22 protein-coding genes are annotated in these 19,901 nt (G+C 71.5%); 5 read left to right on the top strand and 17 right to left on the bottom strand.

Annotation, left to right across the window (positions count from 1 at the left end; genetic code table 11):
• Positions 1-84: 84 nt before the first annotated feature.
• The 7 genes from KNO15_RS08580 to KNO15_RS08550 all read right to left on the bottom strand — a co-directional run bounded on the left by KNO15_RS08580 (position 85) and on the right by KNO15_RS08550 (position 5,567).
• Entirely contained in the window at positions 85-423 is a 339-nt protein-coding gene (locus tag KNO15_RS08580; protein ID WP_241703126.1) for a ParB family protein, read from the bottom strand.
• Positions 424-537: 114 nt separating this feature from the next.
• Positions 538-1,587 carry an NAD(P)/FAD-dependent oxidoreductase gene (locus KNO15_RS08575; protein WP_241703125.1) on the bottom strand — a complete coding sequence of 350 codons (1,050 nt, stop codon included), beginning with the start codon at positions 1,585-1,587 and terminating at the stop codon, positions 538-540.
• Positions 1,584-2,114, bottom strand: a complete 531-nt coding sequence (locus KNO15_RS08570) for an isoprenylcysteine carboxyl methyltransferase family protein (RefSeq protein WP_241703123.1) — start codon at positions 2,112-2,114, stop codon at positions 1,584-1,586. Before KNO15_RS08570 ends, KNO15_RS08575 begins: the two co-directional genes overlap by 4 nt.
• Positions 2,111-3,220: a type III polyketide synthase gene (locus tag KNO15_RS08565; RefSeq protein ID WP_241703121.1), complete on the bottom strand. Its 1,110-nt coding sequence runs from the start codon at positions 3,218-3,220 to the stop codon at positions 2,111-2,113. Before KNO15_RS08565 ends, KNO15_RS08570 begins: the two co-directional genes overlap by 4 nt.
• Before the next feature lie 72 nt (positions 3,221-3,292).
• Positions 3,293-3,697: a RidA family protein gene (locus KNO15_RS08560; RefSeq protein WP_241703119.1), complete on the bottom strand. Its 405-nt coding sequence runs from the start codon at positions 3,695-3,697 to the stop codon at positions 3,293-3,295.
• Positions 3,694-4,551 carry an IclR family transcriptional regulator gene (locus tag KNO15_RS08555; RefSeq protein WP_241703118.1) on the bottom strand — a complete coding sequence of 286 codons (858 nt, stop codon included), beginning with the start codon at positions 4,549-4,551 and terminating at the stop codon, positions 3,694-3,696. Before KNO15_RS08555 ends, KNO15_RS08560 begins: the two co-directional genes overlap by 4 nt.
• Positions 4,548-5,567, bottom strand: a complete 1,020-nt coding sequence (locus KNO15_RS08550; protein WP_241703116.1) for a sugar kinase — start codon at positions 5,565-5,567, stop codon at positions 4,548-4,550. Before KNO15_RS08550 ends, KNO15_RS08555 begins: the two co-directional genes overlap by 4 nt.
• A 102-nt stretch (positions 5,568-5,669) precedes the next feature.
• Here KNO15_RS08550 and KNO15_RS08545 point away from each other — a divergent pair, with 102 nt between their 5' ends.
• The 4 genes from KNO15_RS08545 to KNO15_RS08530 are packed head-to-tail and all read left to right on the top strand — an operon-like array spanning position 5,670 to position 9,766.
• A complete protein-coding gene (locus tag KNO15_RS08545; protein WP_241703115.1) occupies positions 5,670-6,920 on the top strand; it encodes an amino acid deaminase in 1,251 nt (416 codons plus the stop codon).
• A gap of 52 nt (positions 6,921-6,972) precedes the next feature.
• Positions 6,973-7,593 (top strand): bifunctional 4-hydroxy-2-oxoglutarate aldolase/2-dehydro-3-deoxy-phosphogluconate aldolase, encoded by a 621-nt coding sequence (locus KNO15_RS08540; RefSeq protein ID WP_241703114.1) that lies wholly within the window; start codon positions 6,973-6,975, stop codon positions 7,591-7,593.
• The gene (locus tag KNO15_RS08535; protein WP_241703112.1) at positions 7,590-9,206 is read left to right on the top strand and encodes an N-acyl-D-amino-acid deacylase family protein; all 1,617 of its coding nucleotides are present in this window, start codon (positions 7,590-7,592) and stop codon (positions 9,204-9,206) included. The genes KNO15_RS08540 and KNO15_RS08535 overlap by 4 nt, the downstream gene beginning before the upstream one ends.
• A complete protein-coding gene (locus KNO15_RS08530) occupies positions 9,191-9,766 on the top strand; it encodes an RBBP9/YdeN family alpha/beta hydrolase (protein ID WP_241703111.1) in 576 nt (191 codons plus the stop codon). The genes KNO15_RS08535 and KNO15_RS08530 overlap by 16 nt, the downstream gene beginning before the upstream one ends.
• 27 nt (positions 9,767-9,793) lie before the next feature.
• Here the strand turns inward: KNO15_RS08530 and KNO15_RS08525 are convergent, their stop codons facing one another.
• The 6 genes from KNO15_RS08525 to KNO15_RS08500 form a co-directional block, all read right to left on the bottom strand.
• Positions 9,794-10,945 (bottom strand): mannitol-1-phosphate 5-dehydrogenase, encoded by a 1,152-nt coding sequence (locus KNO15_RS08525; protein WP_241703108.1) that lies wholly within the window; start codon positions 10,943-10,945, stop codon positions 9,794-9,796.
• Between the two features lie 12 nt (positions 10,946-10,957).
• Positions 10,958-11,395, bottom strand: a complete 438-nt coding sequence (locus KNO15_RS08520; protein WP_241703106.1) for a PTS sugar transporter subunit IIA — start codon at positions 11,393-11,395, stop codon at positions 10,958-10,960.
• Complete coding sequence (locus KNO15_RS08515) at positions 11,392-12,918, bottom strand: PTS mannitol transporter subunit IICB (RefSeq protein WP_241703105.1); 1,527 nt, start codon at positions 12,916-12,918, stop codon at positions 11,392-11,394. The genes KNO15_RS08520 and KNO15_RS08515 overlap by 4 nt, the downstream gene beginning before the upstream one ends.
• 30 nt (positions 12,919-12,948) lie before the next feature.
• Positions 12,949-14,637: a phosphoenolpyruvate--protein phosphotransferase gene (gene ptsP, locus KNO15_RS08510; RefSeq protein ID WP_241703103.1), complete on the bottom strand. Its 1,689-nt coding sequence runs from the start codon at positions 14,635-14,637 to the stop codon at positions 12,949-12,951.
• Between the two features lie 2 nt (positions 14,638-14,639).
• Positions 14,640-14,906, bottom strand: a complete 267-nt coding sequence (locus tag KNO15_RS08505; protein WP_241703101.1) for an HPr family phosphocarrier protein — start codon at positions 14,904-14,906, stop codon at positions 14,640-14,642.
• Between the two features lie 63 nt (positions 14,907-14,969).
• Positions 14,970-15,278: a PTS sugar transporter subunit IIB gene (locus KNO15_RS08500; RefSeq protein WP_241703099.1), complete on the bottom strand. Its 309-nt coding sequence runs from the start codon at positions 15,276-15,278 to the stop codon at positions 14,970-14,972.
• Positions 15,279-15,474: 196 nt separating this feature from the next.
• On the opposite strand from KNO15_RS08500, the gene KNO15_RS08495 reads away from it, so the two are divergent.
• Positions 15,475-17,376, top strand: coding sequence for a BglG family transcription antiterminator (locus tag KNO15_RS08495; protein WP_241703097.1), 1,902 nt, complete (start codon positions 15,475-15,477; stop codon positions 17,374-17,376).
• Between the two features lie 137 nt (positions 17,377-17,513).
• Here the strand turns inward: KNO15_RS08495 and KNO15_RS08490 are convergent, their stop codons facing one another.
• From KNO15_RS08490 to nucS, 4 genes are all read right to left on the bottom strand, one after another.
• Entirely contained in the window at positions 17,514-17,924 is a 411-nt protein-coding gene (locus KNO15_RS08490) for a hypothetical protein (protein ID WP_241703094.1), read from the bottom strand.
• Positions 17,925-18,009: 85 nt separating this feature from the next.
• Positions 18,010-18,705, bottom strand: a complete 696-nt coding sequence (locus KNO15_RS08485) for an HAD family hydrolase (RefSeq protein ID WP_241703092.1) — start codon at positions 18,703-18,705, stop codon at positions 18,010-18,012.
• 37 nt (positions 18,706-18,742) lie between these two features.
• Positions 18,743-19,165: an SseB family protein gene (locus KNO15_RS08480; protein ID WP_241703090.1), complete on the bottom strand. Its 423-nt coding sequence runs from the start codon at positions 19,163-19,165 to the stop codon at positions 18,743-18,745.
• Positions 19,165-19,860, bottom strand: a complete 696-nt coding sequence (gene nucS, locus KNO15_RS08475) for an endonuclease NucS (RefSeq protein ID WP_241703088.1) — start codon at positions 19,858-19,860, stop codon at positions 19,165-19,167. The genes KNO15_RS08480 and nucS overlap by 1 nt, the downstream gene beginning before the upstream one ends.
• Positions 19,861-19,901: the final 41 nt, after the last annotated feature.

The following is a 19,901-nucleotide window of genomic DNA, read 5'->3' as shown; positions in this document are numbered from 1 at the left end:
GGGAGGGATGACGACGGGATCGCACGAAGGATGACGCGACGGGGGCGGCCGGCCGCACAGCCCGGTCCGCCCCCGTGACGTCGGTCAGAACCCGATCGGACGACCGGGGGAGAGGGGCTCCTCGCTCGCTGTGAACGTCTCTCCGCTGTTGTACTCGGCCTCGCGCCGCTCGACTTCGGCGATCAGGGCCTTGTTGATCATCTCGGACCAGCTGCTGTCCTGTTCCTCGAAGGAGGTGGATCGGTAGGCCGCCCGCGCACGATTGCGGAGGCCTTCGCTGAGATAGAACGTGACGCTGGTGCGTCGGGCAGGGGCCGCCTTCTCGGCGACCGCCGTCGGGCGCACCCGGAACTCCAGGGGCGGGGCGGAGCCCTCGTCGAGCTGCGCTTCGGCGCCGCGATCGGACTGGTCGTGGTTGGTCATCGCACCTCGCAGAAATATTGCATGTGTCATCTATCGGCAGCATACTACCTGATGTTCCTGCCCACGCGATGCGCGTCGACGGCACGACAGACGTGCTCCCGGCGCGCGATCCCCTCAGCGGGACAGGCGCTCCACGATCGCCCCGAAGAGCCGAGGACGCGCCGTCGCCGTGGGGACGATGCGGGGACGGAACGACGAGCGCGCCGCGACGACGAGTCCCGTGGTGAGCATCCGGAAGTCCCGGGTGGTCGCCCGCCACGCCCGCTCGTACTGTTCCGTGTTCCCCGCGCGGACCGCCGCAACGGCCGCACGCGCCTGTGCGAAGCCCACCCGCATCCCCTCGCCGGTCAGCGCATCGACGTAGCCGGAGGCGTCGCCGGCGAGGAGCACCCGGCCGGCGGCCCTCGCTCGCGACCGCTGCAGGAGGGGACCGGCGCCGCGCGCGTCCGAGACGGCGGGGGCGCCGGCCAGCCGCTCGGCCAGAGCCGGGATCCCGGTGATCGACGCATCCTGGTCGAGCGGGCGAGGACCGAGCACCGCGACGCCGACGGTGTGATCGTCCACCGGCGTCACGTACGCCTCCACGAGCGGCGACCAGTGCACCTCCACCAGATCCGTCCACGGTTCCACCGCGTAGTGGCGGCGCAGCCCGTACCGGCGGCGGCCGGGGCGCTGCGCGCGCCCCTCGAGGCCGATCAGGCGGCGTATCGGAGAGTGGAGGCCGTCGGCGGCGATCACCCACGGCGACTCGATCGTCTGCGATCCGTCTGCTCCGAGGGTCAGCTCCACGGCATCCCTCCGCTGCACCACCCCGGTCACCCTGTCCCGGACGACGGGTGTGCCGAGTTCGGCGGCGCGGCGGGCGAGCTCACGGTGCAGCACGGTGCGCCGCACGCCCCTGCCCGGACGGTCGGCGAAGTGGTGCTCGACGCGTCGGCCGTCGTCCAGGTAGGCGATCCCGGCCAGCGGATGACCGGGCGGATCGACGCCGATGCGGTGCAGAGCGGCGAGCGCGCCCGGCATTAGACCCTCGCCGCACGCCTTGTCGATCGGATCGTCACGCGGCTCGACGACGACGACGTCCATACCCGCCAGCCGCGCTTCGATCGCGCAGGCCAGCCCGATCGGGCCCCCGCCCACGATCACGAGTTGCGGCGCGGTCATGCGCGGGCGGCAGTCGCCTCGGAGGTGGCGAGGGCACGGTTCTCGCAGGGGATGCGGAAAGCCAGCAGGAGCACCGCGTTCAGCACGGTGAAGACGGCGGCGGTGATCCACGCCGTGTGGACGAGCGGAAGGGCGAAACCCTCCACGACGACGGCCACGTAGTTGGGGTGGTGCAACCAGCGGTACGGGCCGCGCGCCACCAGCGGGAGGCCGGGCACGACGATCACTCGCGTGTTCCAGCGTGGCCCGAGGGTCGCGATGCACCACCACCGCAGGGCCTGGCTCGCCACGACCAGCACCAGCATCGGCCAGCCGAGCCAGGGAAGGAACGGGCGGTCGAGCAGCCAGACCTCGGCGAGGCAGGCGAGGAGGAGCCCGGTATGCAGCGCGACCATCGGCGGGAAGTGCCGGCGGCCGTACTCCACGCCGCCGCGCGCGAACGACCAGCGGGCGTTGCGCGACGACACGACCAGCTCGGCGATCCGCTCCGCCCCCGTCGCGAGGACGAGCACGGTGTACCAGATCACGCGACGGCCCCGAGCTCGGCCGGAGGCCGCTCGACTCGCGCGCCGCCGGCCCAGCGCAGCAGCACGAGCTCGCTGGTGACGCCGGGTCCGAGCGCGAACAGCAGGCCGATGGTGCCGGGAGGGTGGGCGTCCAACTGCTCCGCCAGCACGTGCAGCACGGCGGCAGACGAGAGGTTGCCGACCCGGGCGAGCGACCGCCAGCTGGCGTCGAGCGCGTCCGGGGGGAGGTCGAGCGCCCGCGCGAACGCCTCCAGCACTTTGGGGCCGCCGGGGTGCGCGGCCCACGCGCCGACATCGGACACCGCGAGGTCGTGCTCGGAGAGCAAGCCGCGTGCGTCGTCCGCGAAGTTGCGGTCGATGACGTCGGGGACGCCGGCGCTCAGCACGATGCGGAACCCGGTGCCGCCGATGTCCCAGCCGATCACCCCCTCGGTGTCGGGGTAGATGCGGCTGCGGGTGTCGAGGATCTCCGGTCCAGGGAGGCCGAGCTGCCGGGCGCGGTCGTCTCCCGCCATCACGACGGCGGCCGCCCCGTCGCCGAAGAGGCCGCTGGCCACGATGTTCGCCATCGAGTCGTCCCTCGCCTGCACGGTCAGCGAGCAGAGCTCCACCGAGAGCAGCACGGCGATCTCGCCCGGGTGGCCCTGCAGATAGTCGTGCACCCGGGCGATCCCGGCTGCGCCGGCGACGCAGCCGAGGCCGAAGCTCGGCAGGCGCTTGACGTCGGGCCGCATCCCGAGCCGCTGCACGAGCTGGGCGTCGATGGACGGTGCGGCGATGCCGGTGACGGAGGTGAAGAGCAGGAAGTCGACGTCGCTCGCGAGGAGCCCGGCGGCGGCCAGGGCCTGGGTCACCGCCCGCTCGGCCAGGGTCGTCCCCTCGGCGATGAAGAAGTCGTTGGACTCGCGGAACGACCCCAACGAGCTGTACCGCTCGAGCGGCATCACGAGGCTGCGGGTCTCTACGCCGCTGGCGGCGTGGATGCGGCGCATCACGGCCTGACGCTGCGGGTCGCTGGTGATCATCGCGAGCAGGGCGGCGGTGATCTCGCCCTGGCTGTAGCTGCGGGCGGGAAGCACGGGCGCCACGGCCACGATACGGCTCACATGCGAAACGTACCACCGGGGACGGTTCGCGCGGCGGGGTCGCGGGGAACTGTCAGACCCGGCGGAGGTGCATCAACCGAGCACCGCGAACGCGTCGATCTCGACGAGCATCTCCGCGCGCGGCAGACCCGTGAAGACGGTCGTGCGCGCTGGCAGCACGCCGGAGGGGACGCGCGAGGCGAGGAACTCGCCGTACGCCTCGTTCATCGCCGCGAAGTCGTCTCGGGTCGTCAGGTAGACACGCAGCATCATGACGTCGTCGAAACCGGCTCCGCCCGCCGCGAGCACGGCCTCCACGTTGCGGAGGGTGCGGACGGTCTGCGCCTTCACGTCGCCGGTGTGGAGGTACTCGTTCGTCTCCGGGTCGACCGGACCCTGCCCGGACACCTGCAGGAACGGGCCGCGGCGCACCCCCTGCGAGAAGGTGTGCGCGGGGGCGGGGGCCTCGGTCGTGCTGATGGCGATGCGGTCGGTCATGGGGTTCCTTTCGGTGGTGCGGAGGTCACGCGTGCGGAGGTCATCCGTGCGGAGGTCACCCGTGCGGAGGTCGATGGCGCCGAGGTGGCCGGCTCGAGAGCGGCCGCCTGCGGGACGGGTGCTCCGAGCTCGGCCGAGATGCGGCTCGTCGCATCGAGGAGCGTGGGCAGCAGTGCGAGGACGCCGTCGTGCGGGAGCACCACGTTCGGCACTGAGATCGAGACCGCGGCGGCGATCCGGCCGTCGGGACCGCGGACCGGCGCGCCGACGCAGTTCATGAACGTCTCGTGCTCCTCGTGGTCCTCCGCCCAGCCGCGCTCGGCGCTGATCCTGACGTCGGCGAGCAGGGCGGAGGCGGTGACATGCGTGCGCGGCGTGAAGGCGGCGAGGTCGAGGCCGGCGACCACGCGCTCCCGCTCGGCCACCTCCACGCCGCCCAGGAGCACCTTTCCGACCGCCGTCGCGTGAAGAGGGGCCGGGAGGCCGATCCGCGAGTACATCCGCAGACCCTGCCGCGAGTCGACCTTGTCGATGTACGTGACGACGCCGTCCTGGTAGGTCGCCAGATGCACTGTCTGACCGGTGGCCGCGGCGAGTTCGCGAAGGATCGGCCCGGACGCCGCGCGCACGTCGACGCCGTCGATCGCGTCGGAGGCCAGGGCGAAGACCGCGGGCCCGACGTGGTACCGGTGAGCGGCGTCGTGGCCGGCGAACCCCCGTGACTCGAGCGTCTGCAGCAGCCGGAGCACGGTCGACTTGTGCACGCCCAGTTCCTCGGCCAGCTCGTCGAGCGTGCGAACGCCACGAGCGACGAGCCCGAGCAGGTCGAGCGCTCGGGCGACGGATTGGCTCACGACGTCGTCTCGTGCCACGGGATGTCGCCGGGGTGCACGCGCCACCGGGCCCAGCTCGCGTCGTCGACCGCCGCGATCGCATCGCGCTCGCCCTCGGTCGGGACGGTCAGCGGGCGGTCGCCGTGTCCGATCAGGGTCAGTGCGGCCAGTGCGTGACCGAACCGGAGCGCGGTGCTGTCGTCGCGTCCCTCCGCGCGCCCGGCGAGGAAGCCAGCGGCGAAGGCGTCGCCCGCGCCCACCGGCTCCACGACCTCCACGGTGAGGGACGGAACATGGGTGTCGCCTCCGTCACGTCGGTACGCGGAAGCTCGTCGCTCCTCGTCTTTCAGCACCAGCGTCTCGAGGTGGGGGAGGTCGGCGAAGAGGCGCGCGGGGTCGGAATGGCCGAATTGGGCCTCCGTTTCCTCGTGCCCGGCGAACAGGAGGTCGGCCTGCCCGACGAGCGCTTGGAGCGCGGAACGGTCGCCGTCGATCCAGAGTGCCGGCCGGAGGTTGAGGTCGACGCTGACGAGCGTGTCCGGCCCGATGAGAGAGCGCAGGTTCGCGGCTGCTTCTGCCGCGGACGCCGAGAGCGCGGGCGTGATGCCGGAGGTGTGGACCAGGGCCGCACCGCGCAGGAGGGCCGCGGCGGGCTCGGAACGGAGCTGCGCGACCCCGAGCACCGACGCCGCCGACCGGCTGCGGTAGTAGTGCATACGCGTCCGCACGCCGGCGGGTCCGGCCACCGGCTCTTTCACATACAGGCCTGTCGGTCGCGCAGGGTCGCGCTCGACGGCGGAAGTGTCGACGCCGGCCTCCCGGGCGCTGCCGAGGATGCGGTCGCCGAAGCCGTCCGCGCCCAGCCGCGACACCCACGCCGTCGGCAGGCCGAGCCGCGCGAGGGAGGTCGCCACGTTGAACTCCGCGCCGCCGACGTCGGAGCCGAAGCTGCGCGCGTCCGACAGCGGGAGGTGGTGGTCGGGATACAGCGCGATCATCGCCTCACCGATGGTCACCAGGGTTGCGGGCACCGCCATCCGTTTCCCCTTCCGCGATCGTCCGGGATCATGCTAGACAAGAGGACAGCAGTTGTGCAACGGGCGTTGCATGATGCGCAACACCACGAACCAGGAGGTCGGATGGAGCAGTACAAGGCCGCGCCGCTCGGCGTCACGGCCGCCGACCTGGCCGAGCTTCCGAGCACTCGCCCGCTCCTCCAGGACTTCCCCACTCCGATCGTGACCCTCAGCGAGTCGGCCGTCGCACACAACCTCGCGACGATGGCCGAGTGGTGCCGGGAGGCCGGCGTGGGCATCGCACCGCACGGCAAGACGACCATGAGTCGCGAGCTCTGGAATCGCCAGCTCGACGCGGGGGCGTGGGGAATCACGGTGGCGACGCCGTGGCAGGCGTCCGTCGCGCTCGGCTGGGGTGTCCCGCGGGTGCTGCTGGCCAACGCGCTCGTGCAGCCGGCCGCCCTGCGCGCGCTCGCCGCCGATGCCGACCGCCTGACCGTGTGGGCGGACTCCACCCGCGCCGTCGACATCATGACCCGGGCGCTGAGCGGGGTCGACGCCGCTGCGCCGCTCGACGTGCTCGTCGAGCTCGGCGGCGCGGGAGGACGCACGGGCGCGCGCGGAGAGCAAGCGGCGCTGGCCGTCGCGACCGCCGTCGCCGCGTCACCGAGCCTCCGGCTCGCGGGCGTCGCCGGCTATGAGGGGGCGCTCGCGCACGACGCCTCGCCGGAGTCGCTCGCGCGCGTCCAGGCCTACCTCGACGAGCTTCTGGCGCTGCACGACGCCATCGAGGCCGCCGGTCTCTATCCGCCGGACGGGACGGTGATCCTCACGGCCGGCGGGAGCGCCTACTTCGACCAGGTCGCCGACGCCCTCGCGCCGCGCCGCGACCTCGACGGCCGACGCGGCCGGCGGGTCGAGGTGCTGTTGCGCTCCGGCGCGTATGTCACCCACGACGACGGCTACTACCGCTCGATCACGCCACTGCGCCGCACCGGGTCGGGTCGGGAGTTCCGGTCGGCCATCCACGGGTGGGCGACCGTCGTCTCCCGCCCCGAGCCTGGGCTGGTGCTGGTCGACGCCGGCAAGCGCGACCTGCCGTACGACGAAGGGCTGCCCGTGCCGCAAGCGATCCGGCGCCTGGATTCCCCGGTCGCCGTCCCGCTGGACGGGGCCGTCACAACGGCGCTCAACGATCAGCACGCCTTCGTGCGCGTGCCGCGCGACGCCGCTGTCGACGTCGGTGACGTCATCCGCTTCGGGCTCTCGCACCCGTGCACCACGTTCGACAAGTGGCGGGCGCTCGCCGTGGTCGACGACGCCCTCGCGCCCGAACCGCGCGTGGTCGGACTGCTGGACACGACCTTCGGATGAACGACGTTCGGATGATGCGCGCACCGCTGAGCCGCCCGCTGACAGGAGACCCATGCTGATCGAGACCCTCACCGCCGACCGGGCACTCGCCGTCGTCCGCGCGCCGCGCATCGACGACCCCGCCGCACTGTGCCGGGCTCTCGCGGCCGGGGGCATCCGCACGGTCGAGTTCACGTTCACCACGCCAGGGGTGGAGGCGGTGATCGCGGCGGCAGCGGCCGAGCCGCACGGTGCGCTCGTCGGGGCGGGCACCGTCACCGACGCCCGCACGGCGGAGGCGGCCATCGCCGCCGGCGCGCGCTTCCTGGTCACTCCCGGCATCAGTGAGGGTGCCGCCGCCGTCGCCCGCGACGCGGGAGTGCCGATCATGCTGGGCGCGCTCAGCCCGACCGAGGTCATGCGCGCCGTCGAGCTCGGCTCGGCCGCGGTGAAGATCTTCCCGGCCTCCACCGTCGGACCCGGGCACCTGAAGGATCTGCGCGGCCCGTTCCCCGACGTGCCGTTCGTGCCGTCCGGCGGCCTCCACGCCGACAACGCCGCCGAGTGGACGGCCGCGGGAGCCCTCGCGGTCACAGCTGGATCGAGTGTGGTCAGCGCGAACGACATCGAGGCGGCGGCCTGGGAGGCGGTGACCGAGCGGGCGCGCGCGTTCGCCAGGGCCGCGACCGCATGAGCAGCGGCGCCCCGGTCGGCGCCCTCCTGATCCGTGGCGGGACGATCGTCGACGGCAGCGGCCGGCCCGCCCGGAACGGCGATGTGCTCGTCGACGCCGGACGCATCGTCGGGGTCGGGGAGCGCATCGCGCCCTCTTCCGCCCGCGTGATCGACGCGAACGGCCTCGCCGTGGCACCCGGCTTCATCGACATGCACGCGCACGCCGACCTCGCGGTTCTCGACGACCCGCAGAACCTCGCGGCGGTGAGCCAGGGTGTGACGGCGCAGGTCGTGGGACAGGACGGCCTCTCGTACGCGCCGGCCACCGAGGCGACGCTGGAGGTTCTCCGCGAGCAGCTCGCCGGCTGGAACGGCCCGGCAGGAGGTGCCGGCTGGCCGGATATCGCCGGATACCTCGCCGAGGTCGACCGCCGGGGCAGTGCGGCGAACGTCGCCGTGCTCCTCCCGCACGGGACGATCCGTCTCAACGTCGTCGGCGCTGACGATCGACCGGCGACCACGCTCGAGCTCGCTGCGATGCGTGCCGAGGTCGAGCGCGGGATGCGAGACGGCGCGTTCGGCCTGTCCACCGGCCTCACCTACGCCCCCGGCATGTTCGCGGACACCGGCGAGCTGGTGGCGCTCTGCGAGATCGTCGCGGCGCACGGCGGCTACTTCGCGCCGCATCAACGCTCGTACGGGGCGGGAGCCCTCGCCGGCTACGCCGAGATGATCGAGATCGCCCGTCGCGCCGGCTGCGCTCTGCATCTCACTCACGCGACCATGAACTTCGCCGTGAACCGCGGTCGTGCCGCCGAATTGGTCGCGCTGATCGACGATGCGCTGGCCCGCGGCGACGACATCACCCTCGACACCTATCCGTACCTGCCCGGATCGACCACCCTCGCGGCTCTCCTGCCGGGCTGGGCGGCGGCGGGAGGCCCGGAGTCGACCCTCGCCCGCCTCCGCGACCCCGCAGCGCGGGCGCGGATCATCCACGAGCTGGATGTCGTCGGCAGCGACGGCGCCCACGGCGTGCCTGTGGACTGGGGCGCTGTGGAGATCTCCGGCGTGCGCGACGCCGCCCTGAGCGACCGTGTCGGACGCACCGTCGCGGAGCTCGCCGCCGCCGTGGGCGAGCCAGCGTCGGAGGTGGCGGTCGACCTCCTGATCGCCGACCGGCTCGGCACCGGCATCCTCCAGCACGTGGGCGACGAGGAGAACGTCCGCACGATGATGCGGCACCGGCGGCACACCGGCGGCAGCGACGGCATCCTCGTCGGCGCGAAGCCGCACCCGCGCGCGTGGGGGACCTTCCCGCGCTACCTCGGCCACTACGTCCGCGAGGAGGGAGTGCTCACGCTGGAGGACGCGATCGTCCACCTGTCCCGCCGGCCGGCCGATCGTCTCGGCCTCACCGACCGCGGGCGGATCGCGCCGGGCGCCGTCGCCGACCTCGTACTGTTCGACCCGCAGACCGTCGCCGACCGCGCGACCTTCGCCGAGCCGCGGCGCCAGGCCGCGGGCATCCCGTGGGTGCTGGTCGCGGGGACCCCCGTCGTGGAGGAGGGCGAGCGCACCGGGGACGTGCCCGGGAGGGCACTACGCTCGGCAGCATGCGCGCGTTCCTGATCCTGCACGGCTGGGACAACTTCCGCCCGCCCGGGCACTGGCAGCACGAGCTGGCCTCGGCCCTCCGGCGGGCCGGCGAGCGCGTGGAGTACCCGCAGCTGCCCGATGCGGCCGATCCCGACGTGGAGGCGTGGCGGCAGGCCGCCGCGGCGGCGCTGGACGAAGCGTCCGCCGACGGTGCGCGCGTCACGGTCATCGCGCACAGCCTGGGTGCCGCGCTCTGGCTGGGCGCGCGGCCGGACGACTCCGGCGCCGGGTCGGTCGTCGACCGGGTGCTCCTGGTCTCCCCGCCCTCGCCCGGTTTCCTGCGCGGCAACCCGGAGGTCGCGGCGTTCGCCGAGCTGCGGCCCAGCCGCCCGGCCGCCGCGACGCGTATCGTCGCCTCGGACGCCGACCCGTGCTGCCCGGAAGGGGCGGAGGCGGTCTTCGCCGAGCCGCTCGGCATCCCGCTGACCACGATCCCGGACGGCGGCCATCTCACCGTCGCAGCCGGATACGGCGAGTGGCCGTCGGTTCTCGACTGGTGTCTCGACCCGACGGCCACGATCGTCCCGCGCTAGCGGCTTCGCCGCCCGCGCAACCGCGCCTCAGCCCTGCGCGGCGCGCACGACCTCCACCAACGGCCCGAAGAGCTCCTCGCCCGCCTGAACGCCCATGACGTCGTCGACGATGTCCTCAGCCGCCGCGCGCTGGAGCAGCTGCTGCAGCTCGAAGCTCTGCGAATCCTCCGGCACGTCGAAACGCAGTGCGGCGCCCACGGCCGCGAGCAGGGCCTCCGGCACGCCGCCGACGAACTGCACGTAGTCGGCGGCCGGCCCGATGAACCGGTCGTTGCGGCCGAGCTTGCGCAGCGGTTCGCGGCCGACCCGGGTGACCTCGTCGACGAGGTAGGGATTGCGGAAGCGGTTCAGGATCCTGGCCCGGTACGCCGCCAGCTCCTCCGGGTCGAGCCCGTGCTTGGCGCTGAGCGCAGCCGAGGTCTCCGCGAGCGCGGCCTCTGCGGCCGTCAGCACCGTCGGGATCCCGATGGCCTCGCTGATCGTCGTCGCGCCGGCGAGGAACCCGGTGTACGCCACCGTCGCGTGCCCGGTGTTCACCGTGAACAGCTTGCGCTCGATGTACGGGCCGAGCGAGTCGACGAAGTGCGCGCCGGGGATCACCGGCACGTTCCCGTTGAACGCGCTCCGGTCGACGACCCACTCGTAGAAGGTCTCCACCGTCACGTCGATGCCCGCGTCCGGCGCCTGGGCGGGCACGATGCGGTCGACCGCCGTGTTGGCGAACACGGCTCGGGGAGCCAGCTCGTCGCGGGTGTCGTCGTCCGGCAAGCCGTCCATCAGCTCGGCGGCGAGCAGGTCGGTCGCGCCGATCGCGTTCTCGCACGCCATCACCGCCAGGCGCGGCGCGTCCGACGCACGGGCCGCCAGGCCCCGCGCGATCACAGGAGCCACGAAACGCAGGATGCGCGGGCCGACGGCGGTCGTGACCACGTCGGCGGTCGCGATCTCGGCGACCAGCGCATCCTCGTCGGTCGCGCTGTTGATCGCGCGGAAACCGGTGACGGTCTTCGTCTCCGACTCGTCGCCGACCAGGTGCACGTCGTAGGAGTCGGCCGCCGCGAGGGCGTCGATCAGCTCCGCGTTCACGTCGGCGAACACCACCTCGTACCCGGCTTCGTGGAGCAGGAGCCCCACGAAACCGCGCCCGATGTTGCCTGCCCCGAAATGGACGGCCTTCATTCGCGCCTCCGTCTACTCGTTGACGTCGCCGAGGAGGGCGAACAGAGCGTCCGCGTCCGGGGCGTCGATGAGCTTCTGAACGTCGTCCTCCTCCGAGAAGAGGATCGCGATCTTGCTCAGGATGTCGAGGTGCTCGTTGTTCCGTCCGGCGATGCCCACGACGAACCGCACCTCCTCGCCGCCCCAGTCGAGCGGCGAGGGGTAGCGGACGAAGGAGAGCGCCGACCGCACGATCTCGTCCTTGGACTCGTTGGTGCCGTGCGGGATGGCGAGCCCGTTTCCCATGAAGGTGGACACGGTCGCCTCGCGCTGCGCCATCGAGTCGACGTAGCCCGGCTGCACGGCGCCCGCCCTCACCAGCAGCTCACCGGCCTCGCGGATCGCGTCCTCCCGCGTGGTCGCGCTGCCGGCGGCCACGACGTCCCCCCGGTCGAGAATCGTGTCGGTCATCTGCTGGCGTCCTCCGTTGTGTTCTGGTTCTGCTTGGCGACCAGGTCGACGACCTCGTCGTACTTCGGGCTGTTCATGAAGTTGTCGACGGACACGTGCAGCGAGTTCGGCGACTGCCCCTTGGCGCGGTCGGTGAGCTGCTGCTGGGTGATGACGAGGTCGGCTGTACCGTCGAGATTCGCGATGGCCTGGTTCGTCACGGTGACCCCCTCCACGCCGGCCTTCTTGAACTTGTTCCGGAGCACGGACGCGCCCATCGCGCTCGAGCCCATCCCAGCGTCGCACGCGAACACGATGTTGCGCACCAGCCGATCGGTGGCGTCACCCTGGGCGTCGCCCGTGTCGTGCTCGCCCTCGGCGACGAGACCGTCGAGCACCGAGGACGACTTGCCCTTGTTGGCCTCGGTCTGGGCCACGGCGGCCGACAGGTCGCCGGCGTTCCCGGCCGCGAGGTCGCGTTTGCGCGTGGCCCGCAGAACCAGCGCGGTGAAGGTGAACGAGACGGCCGCGGCCGCGATGATCGCCAACGCGATGCCCAGCATGCTCGAAACGGGCGCTTGCGCGAAGATCGCGAACACCGAGCCGGGCGCTGCCGGCGCACGCAGCCCCGTCTGGAACGCGACGTTCACCGCCACGCCGGTCATCCCGCCCAGCACGGCGCCGATGATCAGGATGGGCTTCATCAGCACGTAGGGGAAGTAGATCTCGTGGATGCCGCCGAAGAACTGGATGACGAAAGCCCCGGGTGCGCTCGCGCGAGCGATGCCGAGCCCGAAGATCGCGTAGGCGAGAAGGATGCCGGCGCCGGGACCCGGGTTCGTCTCGATCAGGAAGAGGATCGACTTGTGGGTCGGGCCGTTCGCCTCGAGCGTTCCGATCGGTGTGAACACGCCGTGGTTGATCGCATTGTTGAGGAACAGCACCTTGCCGGGTTCGACCAGGATGCTGACGAGCGGGAGCAGATGTACTGACACCAGCCAGTCGACGCCGGCCTCGAGCGCCTTGCTCAGGCCTTGAACCAGTGGGGCGATTCCGAAGAAGCCGCCGATCGCGAGAAGGAAGCCGAGGATGCCGGCGGAGAAGTTGTTGACGAGCATCTCGAAGCCCGCCTTGATCTTCCCCTCCCAGATCTTGTCGACCAGCTTCATCAGGTAGCCGCCGAGCGGGCCCATGATCATCGCGCCGATGAACATCGGGATGTCGGAGCCGACGATGACGCCCATCGCCGCAATGGTTCCGACGACGCCGCCGCGCACGCCGTAGACGATGCGACCACCCGTGTTCGCCAGCAGGAGCGGCAGGAGGTAGGTGATCATCGGCGAGACGAGTCCGCCGATGGCCTTGTTCGGGAACGGGCCTTCCGGGATGAACAGCGCCGTGATGATGCCCCAGGCGATGAAGGCCGGAATGTTCGGCATCACCATGTTGGAGAGGAACGTCCCGAACTGTTGCACGCGGACCCGGGCGTTCCCCGGCTTCTTCGTGGTCGACGCCTTCGGCGTCGTCGCTGTCGCCGATGTCATGATGGTGCCTCGTTTCTCTGTCGGCCCGCGCTAGGGAGCGGCGGGCGTGGCGAACCCGGCGGCCGCGGTTCGGACGGCATCCCGGGCTTCGGCCGCGCCATCGGCGGCCAGGGCGACCTCGGCCAGGGTGCGGGCCTGGTCGAGGGTGTAACGGGTGAGGGACAGCCGCACGTCGGCGAGAGCCGCCGGCGACATCGAGAGGGTCGTCGCGCCGAGGCCGACGAGGACGACCGCGAGAAGGGGGTCGGCGGCGGCCTCGCCGCAGATCCCCACGGGCTTGCCGTAGGCGGCTCCGGCGGAGCCGACCTCGCCGATGAGGCGGAGGACGGCCGGATGCCACGGGTCCTGGAAGCCGGCGACCGAGCCGAGAAGGCGGTCGGCCGCGAGCGTGTATTGGGTCAGGTCGTTGGTGCCGATGGAGGCGAAGGCCGCCTCGCGCAGGACGCGGTCGGCGAGCAGGGCGGCCGACGGCACCTCCACCATCACCCCGACGGTCTTCAACCCGAACTCGGTGGCCAGGCCCACGAAGTACCGGGTCTCCTCCACCGTCGCCACCATCGGAGCCATGACCCACAGGTCGGCCTCGGTGGCGGCGTCCGCCTCGGCGAGAGCCGTCAGCTGCTCGCGCAGGATGTCCTCGTTGGCGCGCAGCGAGCGGATGCCGCGCAGGCCGAGGGCGGGGTTGTCCTCGTGGGCGTCGTTGAGGAACTCGAGCGGCTTGTCGGCTCCGGCGTCGAGCACGCGGACCACGACCTTCTTGCCGGGGAACGCCTGCAGCAGCTTCACGTACTGCTCCCGCTGCTGCTCGACGGTCGGAGCCATCCGCGCGTCGAGGAAGAGGAACTCGGTGCGGAACAGGCCGACGCCTTCCGCTCCGGCGGCCACGGCCTTCTCGGTCGCCTCGGCCGAGCCGAGGTTCGCCAGCAGCGGGACGGGCGTGCCGTCGGCGAGCGCGCCGGGCTCGAGACCGCCGGAGAGGGCGGACTCGCGTTCGGCGATCCGGCGCCGGGCCTCGTCGCTCTGCGCTGCACTCGGTGCGACGGTGACCGTGCCGGCGCCCGCGTCGAGGATCACTTCGGTGCCCTCCGCCAACTCGTCGGCCCCGGCGACCCCGACGATCGCGACGATCGCGTTCTCGCGGGCGAGGATCGCGGTGTGCGACGCCTGGCTGCCCTCGCGGGTCACCAGCCCGCGCACTTTCGTCAGGTCGAGCGAGGCGGTGTCGGCGGGGGCGAGATCCGTCGCGACGAGGATGTACGGCTGGTCGGACTCCGGGACTCCCGGCGCCGGACGACCCTCCAGCGCCGCGATCACCCGCTGGGCCACGTCGTCGAGGTCGGTGGCGCGCTCGCCCATGTAGCCGCCGAGGCCGATGAGCAGGTCGCGGAAGACGCCGAATCCCTCGAACACCGCGCGCTCGGCGGTGGTGCCGCCGTCGATGCGGGAGGCCACGTCGTCGGCGAGGGAGGAGTCCTCCGCCATCATCGACTGCGCCTCGAGCACATCGGCGGCGGTGCCGGTGACCTTTCCCGCGCGCTCGCGGAGGTCGGCTGCCACGGCCTGGACGGCGGCGGCGACGCGGGCCTTCTCCTCGTCGGGGGTGCGGGTACTGGGGGTGGCCTCCGGCTCGGGAAGCGGCGCGGACATCCGGAGGACCGGACCGAGGGCGATGCCCTGGCCGATGCCGGCTCCGGTGAGGACGATGCTGGTCTCGGTCATGATCAGGCGTCGTGGTCGGTGGTCAGGATCACGGCCAGGTCGTCGAGGACGGCCTCGGCGTTGGGGGCGTCCGTCGTCAGGACGATCTTGTCGCCGTGGTCGATGCCGAGCGAGATCACTCCGAGGATGCTGCCGGCGTCGACCGACCGGCCGCCCTCCTTCGCGAGCGACACCTTCGCGCCGGAGGCGCCGACCGCCTCGACGAAGAGCTTGGCGGGACGTGCGTGCAGCCCGTGGGTCGATCCGACGGTGATGATCCGCTCAGCCATGGTTTCGGTCTCCTTCGTTGTCCGGTGGCAGAGTACGCCGCGATTCCGCGGTGCCATCCGCTCTCATCGTGCCTCGGCCTCCGCGCTCAGGGCCAGCTCCAGCGCGCTGGCGCCGTCGAGCGAGGCGGGGGAGACGGGTGGGAGGACGGCGACGGCGGTACCGGTCGCACCGGCTCGCGCCCGCAGTTCCGGCACGGCGGCCTCCAGGTGCGCCCCGACGAGGACGACGTCGATGCCGGAGAGCGAGTCGAGCTGGCTCGCGCTGCCCGCGGCGACCTCGACCTGCAGACCGCGCGCGGCGGCGGCGGAGCGGAGCTTGACGGCGACGAAGGTGCTGGAGGCACCCGCGCCGCAGACGACCACGATCTTCATCGACCTCGTGCCTTTCGGTGGTGCGGGTTCTGCGGGTGGAACGGGACCGAGGGTCCGCTTGATGATCTCAATCGTGGTCGCGGCGCCCATCCGGGGGCCAGCAGCGTTTCTTCCTGGGGGGAGGAAGTCGCATCGTGTACCCCTCCCGTCGCCCGCTCGTCGTGGTTGACTCGATGCGGAAAGGTGGTCTCGGCGGGTGGCGCTCTCGGCGAAGCAGACGAGGATGCTCGACATCCTGTCGCGTCGTGCTGCCTGGGTGACGGCCGCCGAGCTCGCGCAGGACCTCGGTGTGACCTCACGCAGCATCCGCAGCTACGCGGCGGCACTCGGCGAACTCGTCGAGTCGGGGCCGACCGGCTACCGCGTGAAGGGCGACGCCTACGCGGCCTACCTCGCCGACGCGCCGGCCACGTCGCCCTCGGCGGGATCGCCGCAGGAGCGACTGGCGTTCCTCGCCCGGCGCCTGCTCGACGAGCCGGACGGGATCGACGTCTACGAGACCGCGGAGAGCGTGTTCGTCAGCGACTCCACCATCGAGGCGGATCTGACCCGGGTGCGCGGTCTGCTCGCCGGCACCGAACTCGAACTCGAGCGTCGGGGAGCCGTCGCGCGCCTCACCGGGCCGGAGATCGCGCGGCGCAAGCTCATCAGCCGGCTGTTCCGTGACGAGATGCGTCAGGGCGTCATCGACGTGTCGCGCATCCAGGAGGCGTTCGCGTCAGAAGGGTTGGCTGCGTTCAAGTCCGACCTGGTCGAGATGTTGGACGCGCGCGGCTTCTTCGTCAACGAGTACGGCATCAACGATGTGCTGCTGCACATGGCCGTCGCACTCGACCGGGTGGCCAAGGACCGCGTGCTGCCCGCCGCGGGCGGCGCGGAGGCGGGGGAGGCGCTGCGGAGCCTGGCCGACGATCTCGGCGAGCTCGTGCACAAGCACTTCGACGTCGAGCTCGACCCGACGGAGTTGCGGTACCTCGCGATCCTGCTGCGTACCAGGGTCATCGCCCCCGGCGCGGGCAAGGACAGCGTGACCGAGTTCGTCGGCGAGGAGGATCTCGCCACCGTCCGCGGGATCGTGGCCCGGGCCTCCACGGAGTACCTCGTCGACCTCCGGGACGAAGACTTCATCGTGCGTCTCACCCTGCACGTGCAGAATCTGGTGGCTCGCGCTCACGAGAACACCTACTCCCGCAACCCGCTCACCCGGTCGATCAAGAGCTCGTACCCGATGACCTACGAGCTCGCCGTCTACATCGCGAGCAGGTTGCAGGCGGCAGAGGGCATCGCGGTGAACGACGACGAGATCGCCTACATCGCGATGCATGTGGGCGCCTACCTCGAGCAGCAGTCGCGCCGACAGGACTCCGTGCGTACTGCAGTGGTCTGCCCCAACTACTACGACATGCACATCCTGCTGCGCGAGAAGCTGGAGAGCGCGCTCGGCGACGAACTCGACATCGTGAGCGTCATCACCTCCACCGACGCCGACTGGTCGGCGATCGACGCCGACCTGGTGCTGACGACCATCGATCCGCGCGGCCGCCGGGAGAACACGGTGATCGTGCAGCCGTTCCTCACCGAGACGGACGTCGAGCACATCCGGCAGTCGGTCGCGCGGATCCGCCGCCAGCGCCGTCGAGCCGGGATCAAGAACGAGCTGCTCGAGTACTTCGACGAGAGCCTCTTCCTGCGCAATTTCTACGCGCGCGATGCGATCACGATGATCCGGGCTCTGGGCGACCGGATGATCGCGGCCGACGCGATCGGCAGCGACTACGTGGAACAGGCCGTCGAGCGCGAGCAGATGTCGTCGACGGCGTTCACCGACACCCTCGCCGTGCCGCACGCCATGACCATGAACGCCAGGCGCACGGCGATCGCGATCGTCGTCAACGACACGGCGATGGACTGGGGCGACGCCCGGGTCAACGTGATCGCGTTCATCGCCTTCTCCGAGGGCGGTCGAGCTGCGTTCCAGACGGTCTTCGACCAGTTCGTGGAGGTCTTCTCCGACCGGGAGGCCGTGCTCGGCCTCATCCGCCGGGCCGACACCTTCACGGCGTTCATCGACGAGCTCGTGCGCATCATCGACGCGTGAAGGCTGCCCGTATTCGCCGAACGTCTCGCGTCTGACGCCGCGTACCGCCGCCTTCGCCGCACATCCGATGGTCCGAAACGACGAGACCGCCGAGAACGCAGCGGGCCTGCGCGCTCGGCGGTCTCGGGTGGCGCCGGTCAGTTGGCGGTGACGGCGTAGGTCACAGCCACGCCGGGGGTGCTGACGGCGACGGTGTACTTCGCGTTCGTGTACACCGCCTTGCTGTCGGTGGCTCCGGCCTGAACGGTGTAGCCGGCCTTCTCGAGGGCGGCCTTCGCCGCAGCGAAGCCGGTCTTGTCCTTTGGCTGCACGGTGACGGACCAGCCGTCGTTGTGATCGCCGTTGGCGACGATGATCGTGCCGTCGACCAGCGGGACGTCCGACTTCGGGAAGTCGGACGGAAGCGACTTGGAGGTCGCCTCCTGCGAGGCCGTCGCCGTCGGCGACGAGCTCGAGCCGCTCCCGCCGCCGGAGCAACCGGTCAGCGAGGCGATGGAGAGTGCCGCGACGATGGCGGCGGGTACGAGCAATTTGCTGTTGGCGCGCATGATTCTTCCTAGTGCTGTATGCGGTGCGGTAGTGGAACACTCCAGCCTACTGCGCGACCACCGACGCTCCGGTCGGCCTGCGGGATCAGCCCAGCAGCAGCGCGCTGAGCTGGTCGGCCGAGTGCACGACGGCGATGGCTCCGGCCGCCTCGGCCGGCGACCCGTAGCCCCATTCGACGAGGATCGTGGGCAGGCCGTGCTCGCCGGCGCCCTCCACGTCGTACTGACGGTCGCCCACCATGACCGTGTGGTCGAGCGCGACACCGCGCTCGGTCAGCCGGCGGAGCGCCTCGGCGACGACGTCCGCCTTGGCGCTGCGGCTCTCGTCGTCGGTGGCCCCCGCGATGACGTCGAAGTACTGTGCGAGCCCGAAGTGCTCCAGGATGCGGGTGGCCTGGGTCTCCGGCTTGCTGGTGGCGACCGCGAGTGGGATGCCCGCAGCGCGCAGCCGCTGCAGCAGGCCGCGGATGCCGGGGAAGACGGCGCTGTCGAACGCGCCGTGCGCGGCGTAGTCGGCGCGGTAGACGGTCAGGGCCGCACGGGCGGCCGCCTCGTCGAAGCCGGCCATGGACTGCAGCGAGTCGAGCAGCGGAGGCCCGACGTACTCGACGAGCTCCGCCGGGGTCGGGACGGGCAGGCCGAGGGTCTCGAACGTGCGCGCGAGCGACGCGGTGATCCCGGGCGCCGAGTCGGTGAGGGTGCCGTCGAGATCGAACAGGACGCAGGTCCAGGTGCGTGCGACGGTCGCGGTCGACGGGGTGGTCGTGGTCGGGTTGGTCATAGCCGTCCTATGGTATGTGACGTATTCGAGAGTGACGTCAGCGCTCGCTGAGAGCGGACTCGATGTGCGAGCGCGCGACCACCATGGTGTGGGCCGCTCCCGGGTCGAACTGGACCGCCACGAAATCGGCGTTGTGGATGTACCCGAGCGCCTCTGCCGCCGGCACGATGACCGCCTGAACGCGGGTTCCCTTGCCCGCGGCGGCGCCGACCGCGTTCCGCAACATCTTCATGGACGTGAACAGCGGCAGCACGGGCTCGCCCGCGGTGGACTGGATGGTGCGCAGCCGGACCTCGCCGGGGTCGGAGCCCGTGACGTCGACGACGAGCCCGCCCTTCATCGCAGCGTCGAGCAGCGCACCGAGTCGTTCGAGCGTCGGCTCTGCCGCGATGTCGGCGAGGGCCTTACGGACCGGGGCGTTCTCGTAGGTCTGCGGGAAGCGTCCCGTCGGCCCGGCCATCAGAACAGCCTCGAGTCGCTGTCGTCGAGGCCGCGCATGGCGTCGTAGTCGAGGACGAGGCAGCGGATGCCGCGATCCTCGGCCAGCGTGCGGGCCTGAGGCTTGATCTCCTGCGCGGCGAACACACCGCTCACCGGGGCGAGCAGCGGATCGCGGTTCATCAGCTCCAGGTAGCGGGTGAGCTGCTCGACGCCGTCGATGTCGCCACGACGCTTGAGTTCGACGGCGACGGAGCCGCCCCGTTCGTCCCTGGCCAGGATGTCCACGGGTCCGATCGCCGTCATGTACTCCCGGCGCACGAGTACGTGGCCGTCGCCGAGGAGGTGGATCTGCTCGGCCAGCAGCTTCTGGAGGTGCGCCTCCACGCCGTCCTTCTGCAGGCCGGGGTCGATGCCGAGGTCGTGTGCGGAATCGTGCAGCACCTCGTGGATGGACACGATCAGGAGGTCGGCGGTCTTCGCCTGGGTGACCCGCCACACCTGCGTGATCCCGGCCTCCCGCTGCAGCTCGTCCGGCTCGTCGACCGTGACGGTGCAGGGAGGGCTCATCCAGTTGAGCGGCTTGTACGAGCCGCCGTCGGAGTGGACCAGCAGGCTCCCGTCGGCCTTGAGCATCAGGAGCCGCTTGGCGAGCGGAAGGTGAGCGCTCAGTCGCCCGGCGTAGTCGACGGAGCAGTTGGCAATCACGAGGCGCACCGGTCAAGTGTACGGTGCGCGCGCGATCGCGTTCGGCCTGC

It is taken from the genome of Leifsonia shinshuensis, assembly GCF_022606355.1.
Taxonomy (GTDB): Bacteria; Actinomycetota; Actinomycetes; order Actinomycetales; family Microbacteriaceae; genus Leifsonia; species Leifsonia shinshuensis_B.
The sequence above is the reverse complement of the archived record's forward strand: the minus strand, read 5'-3'. Positions and strand labels throughout refer to the sequence as shown.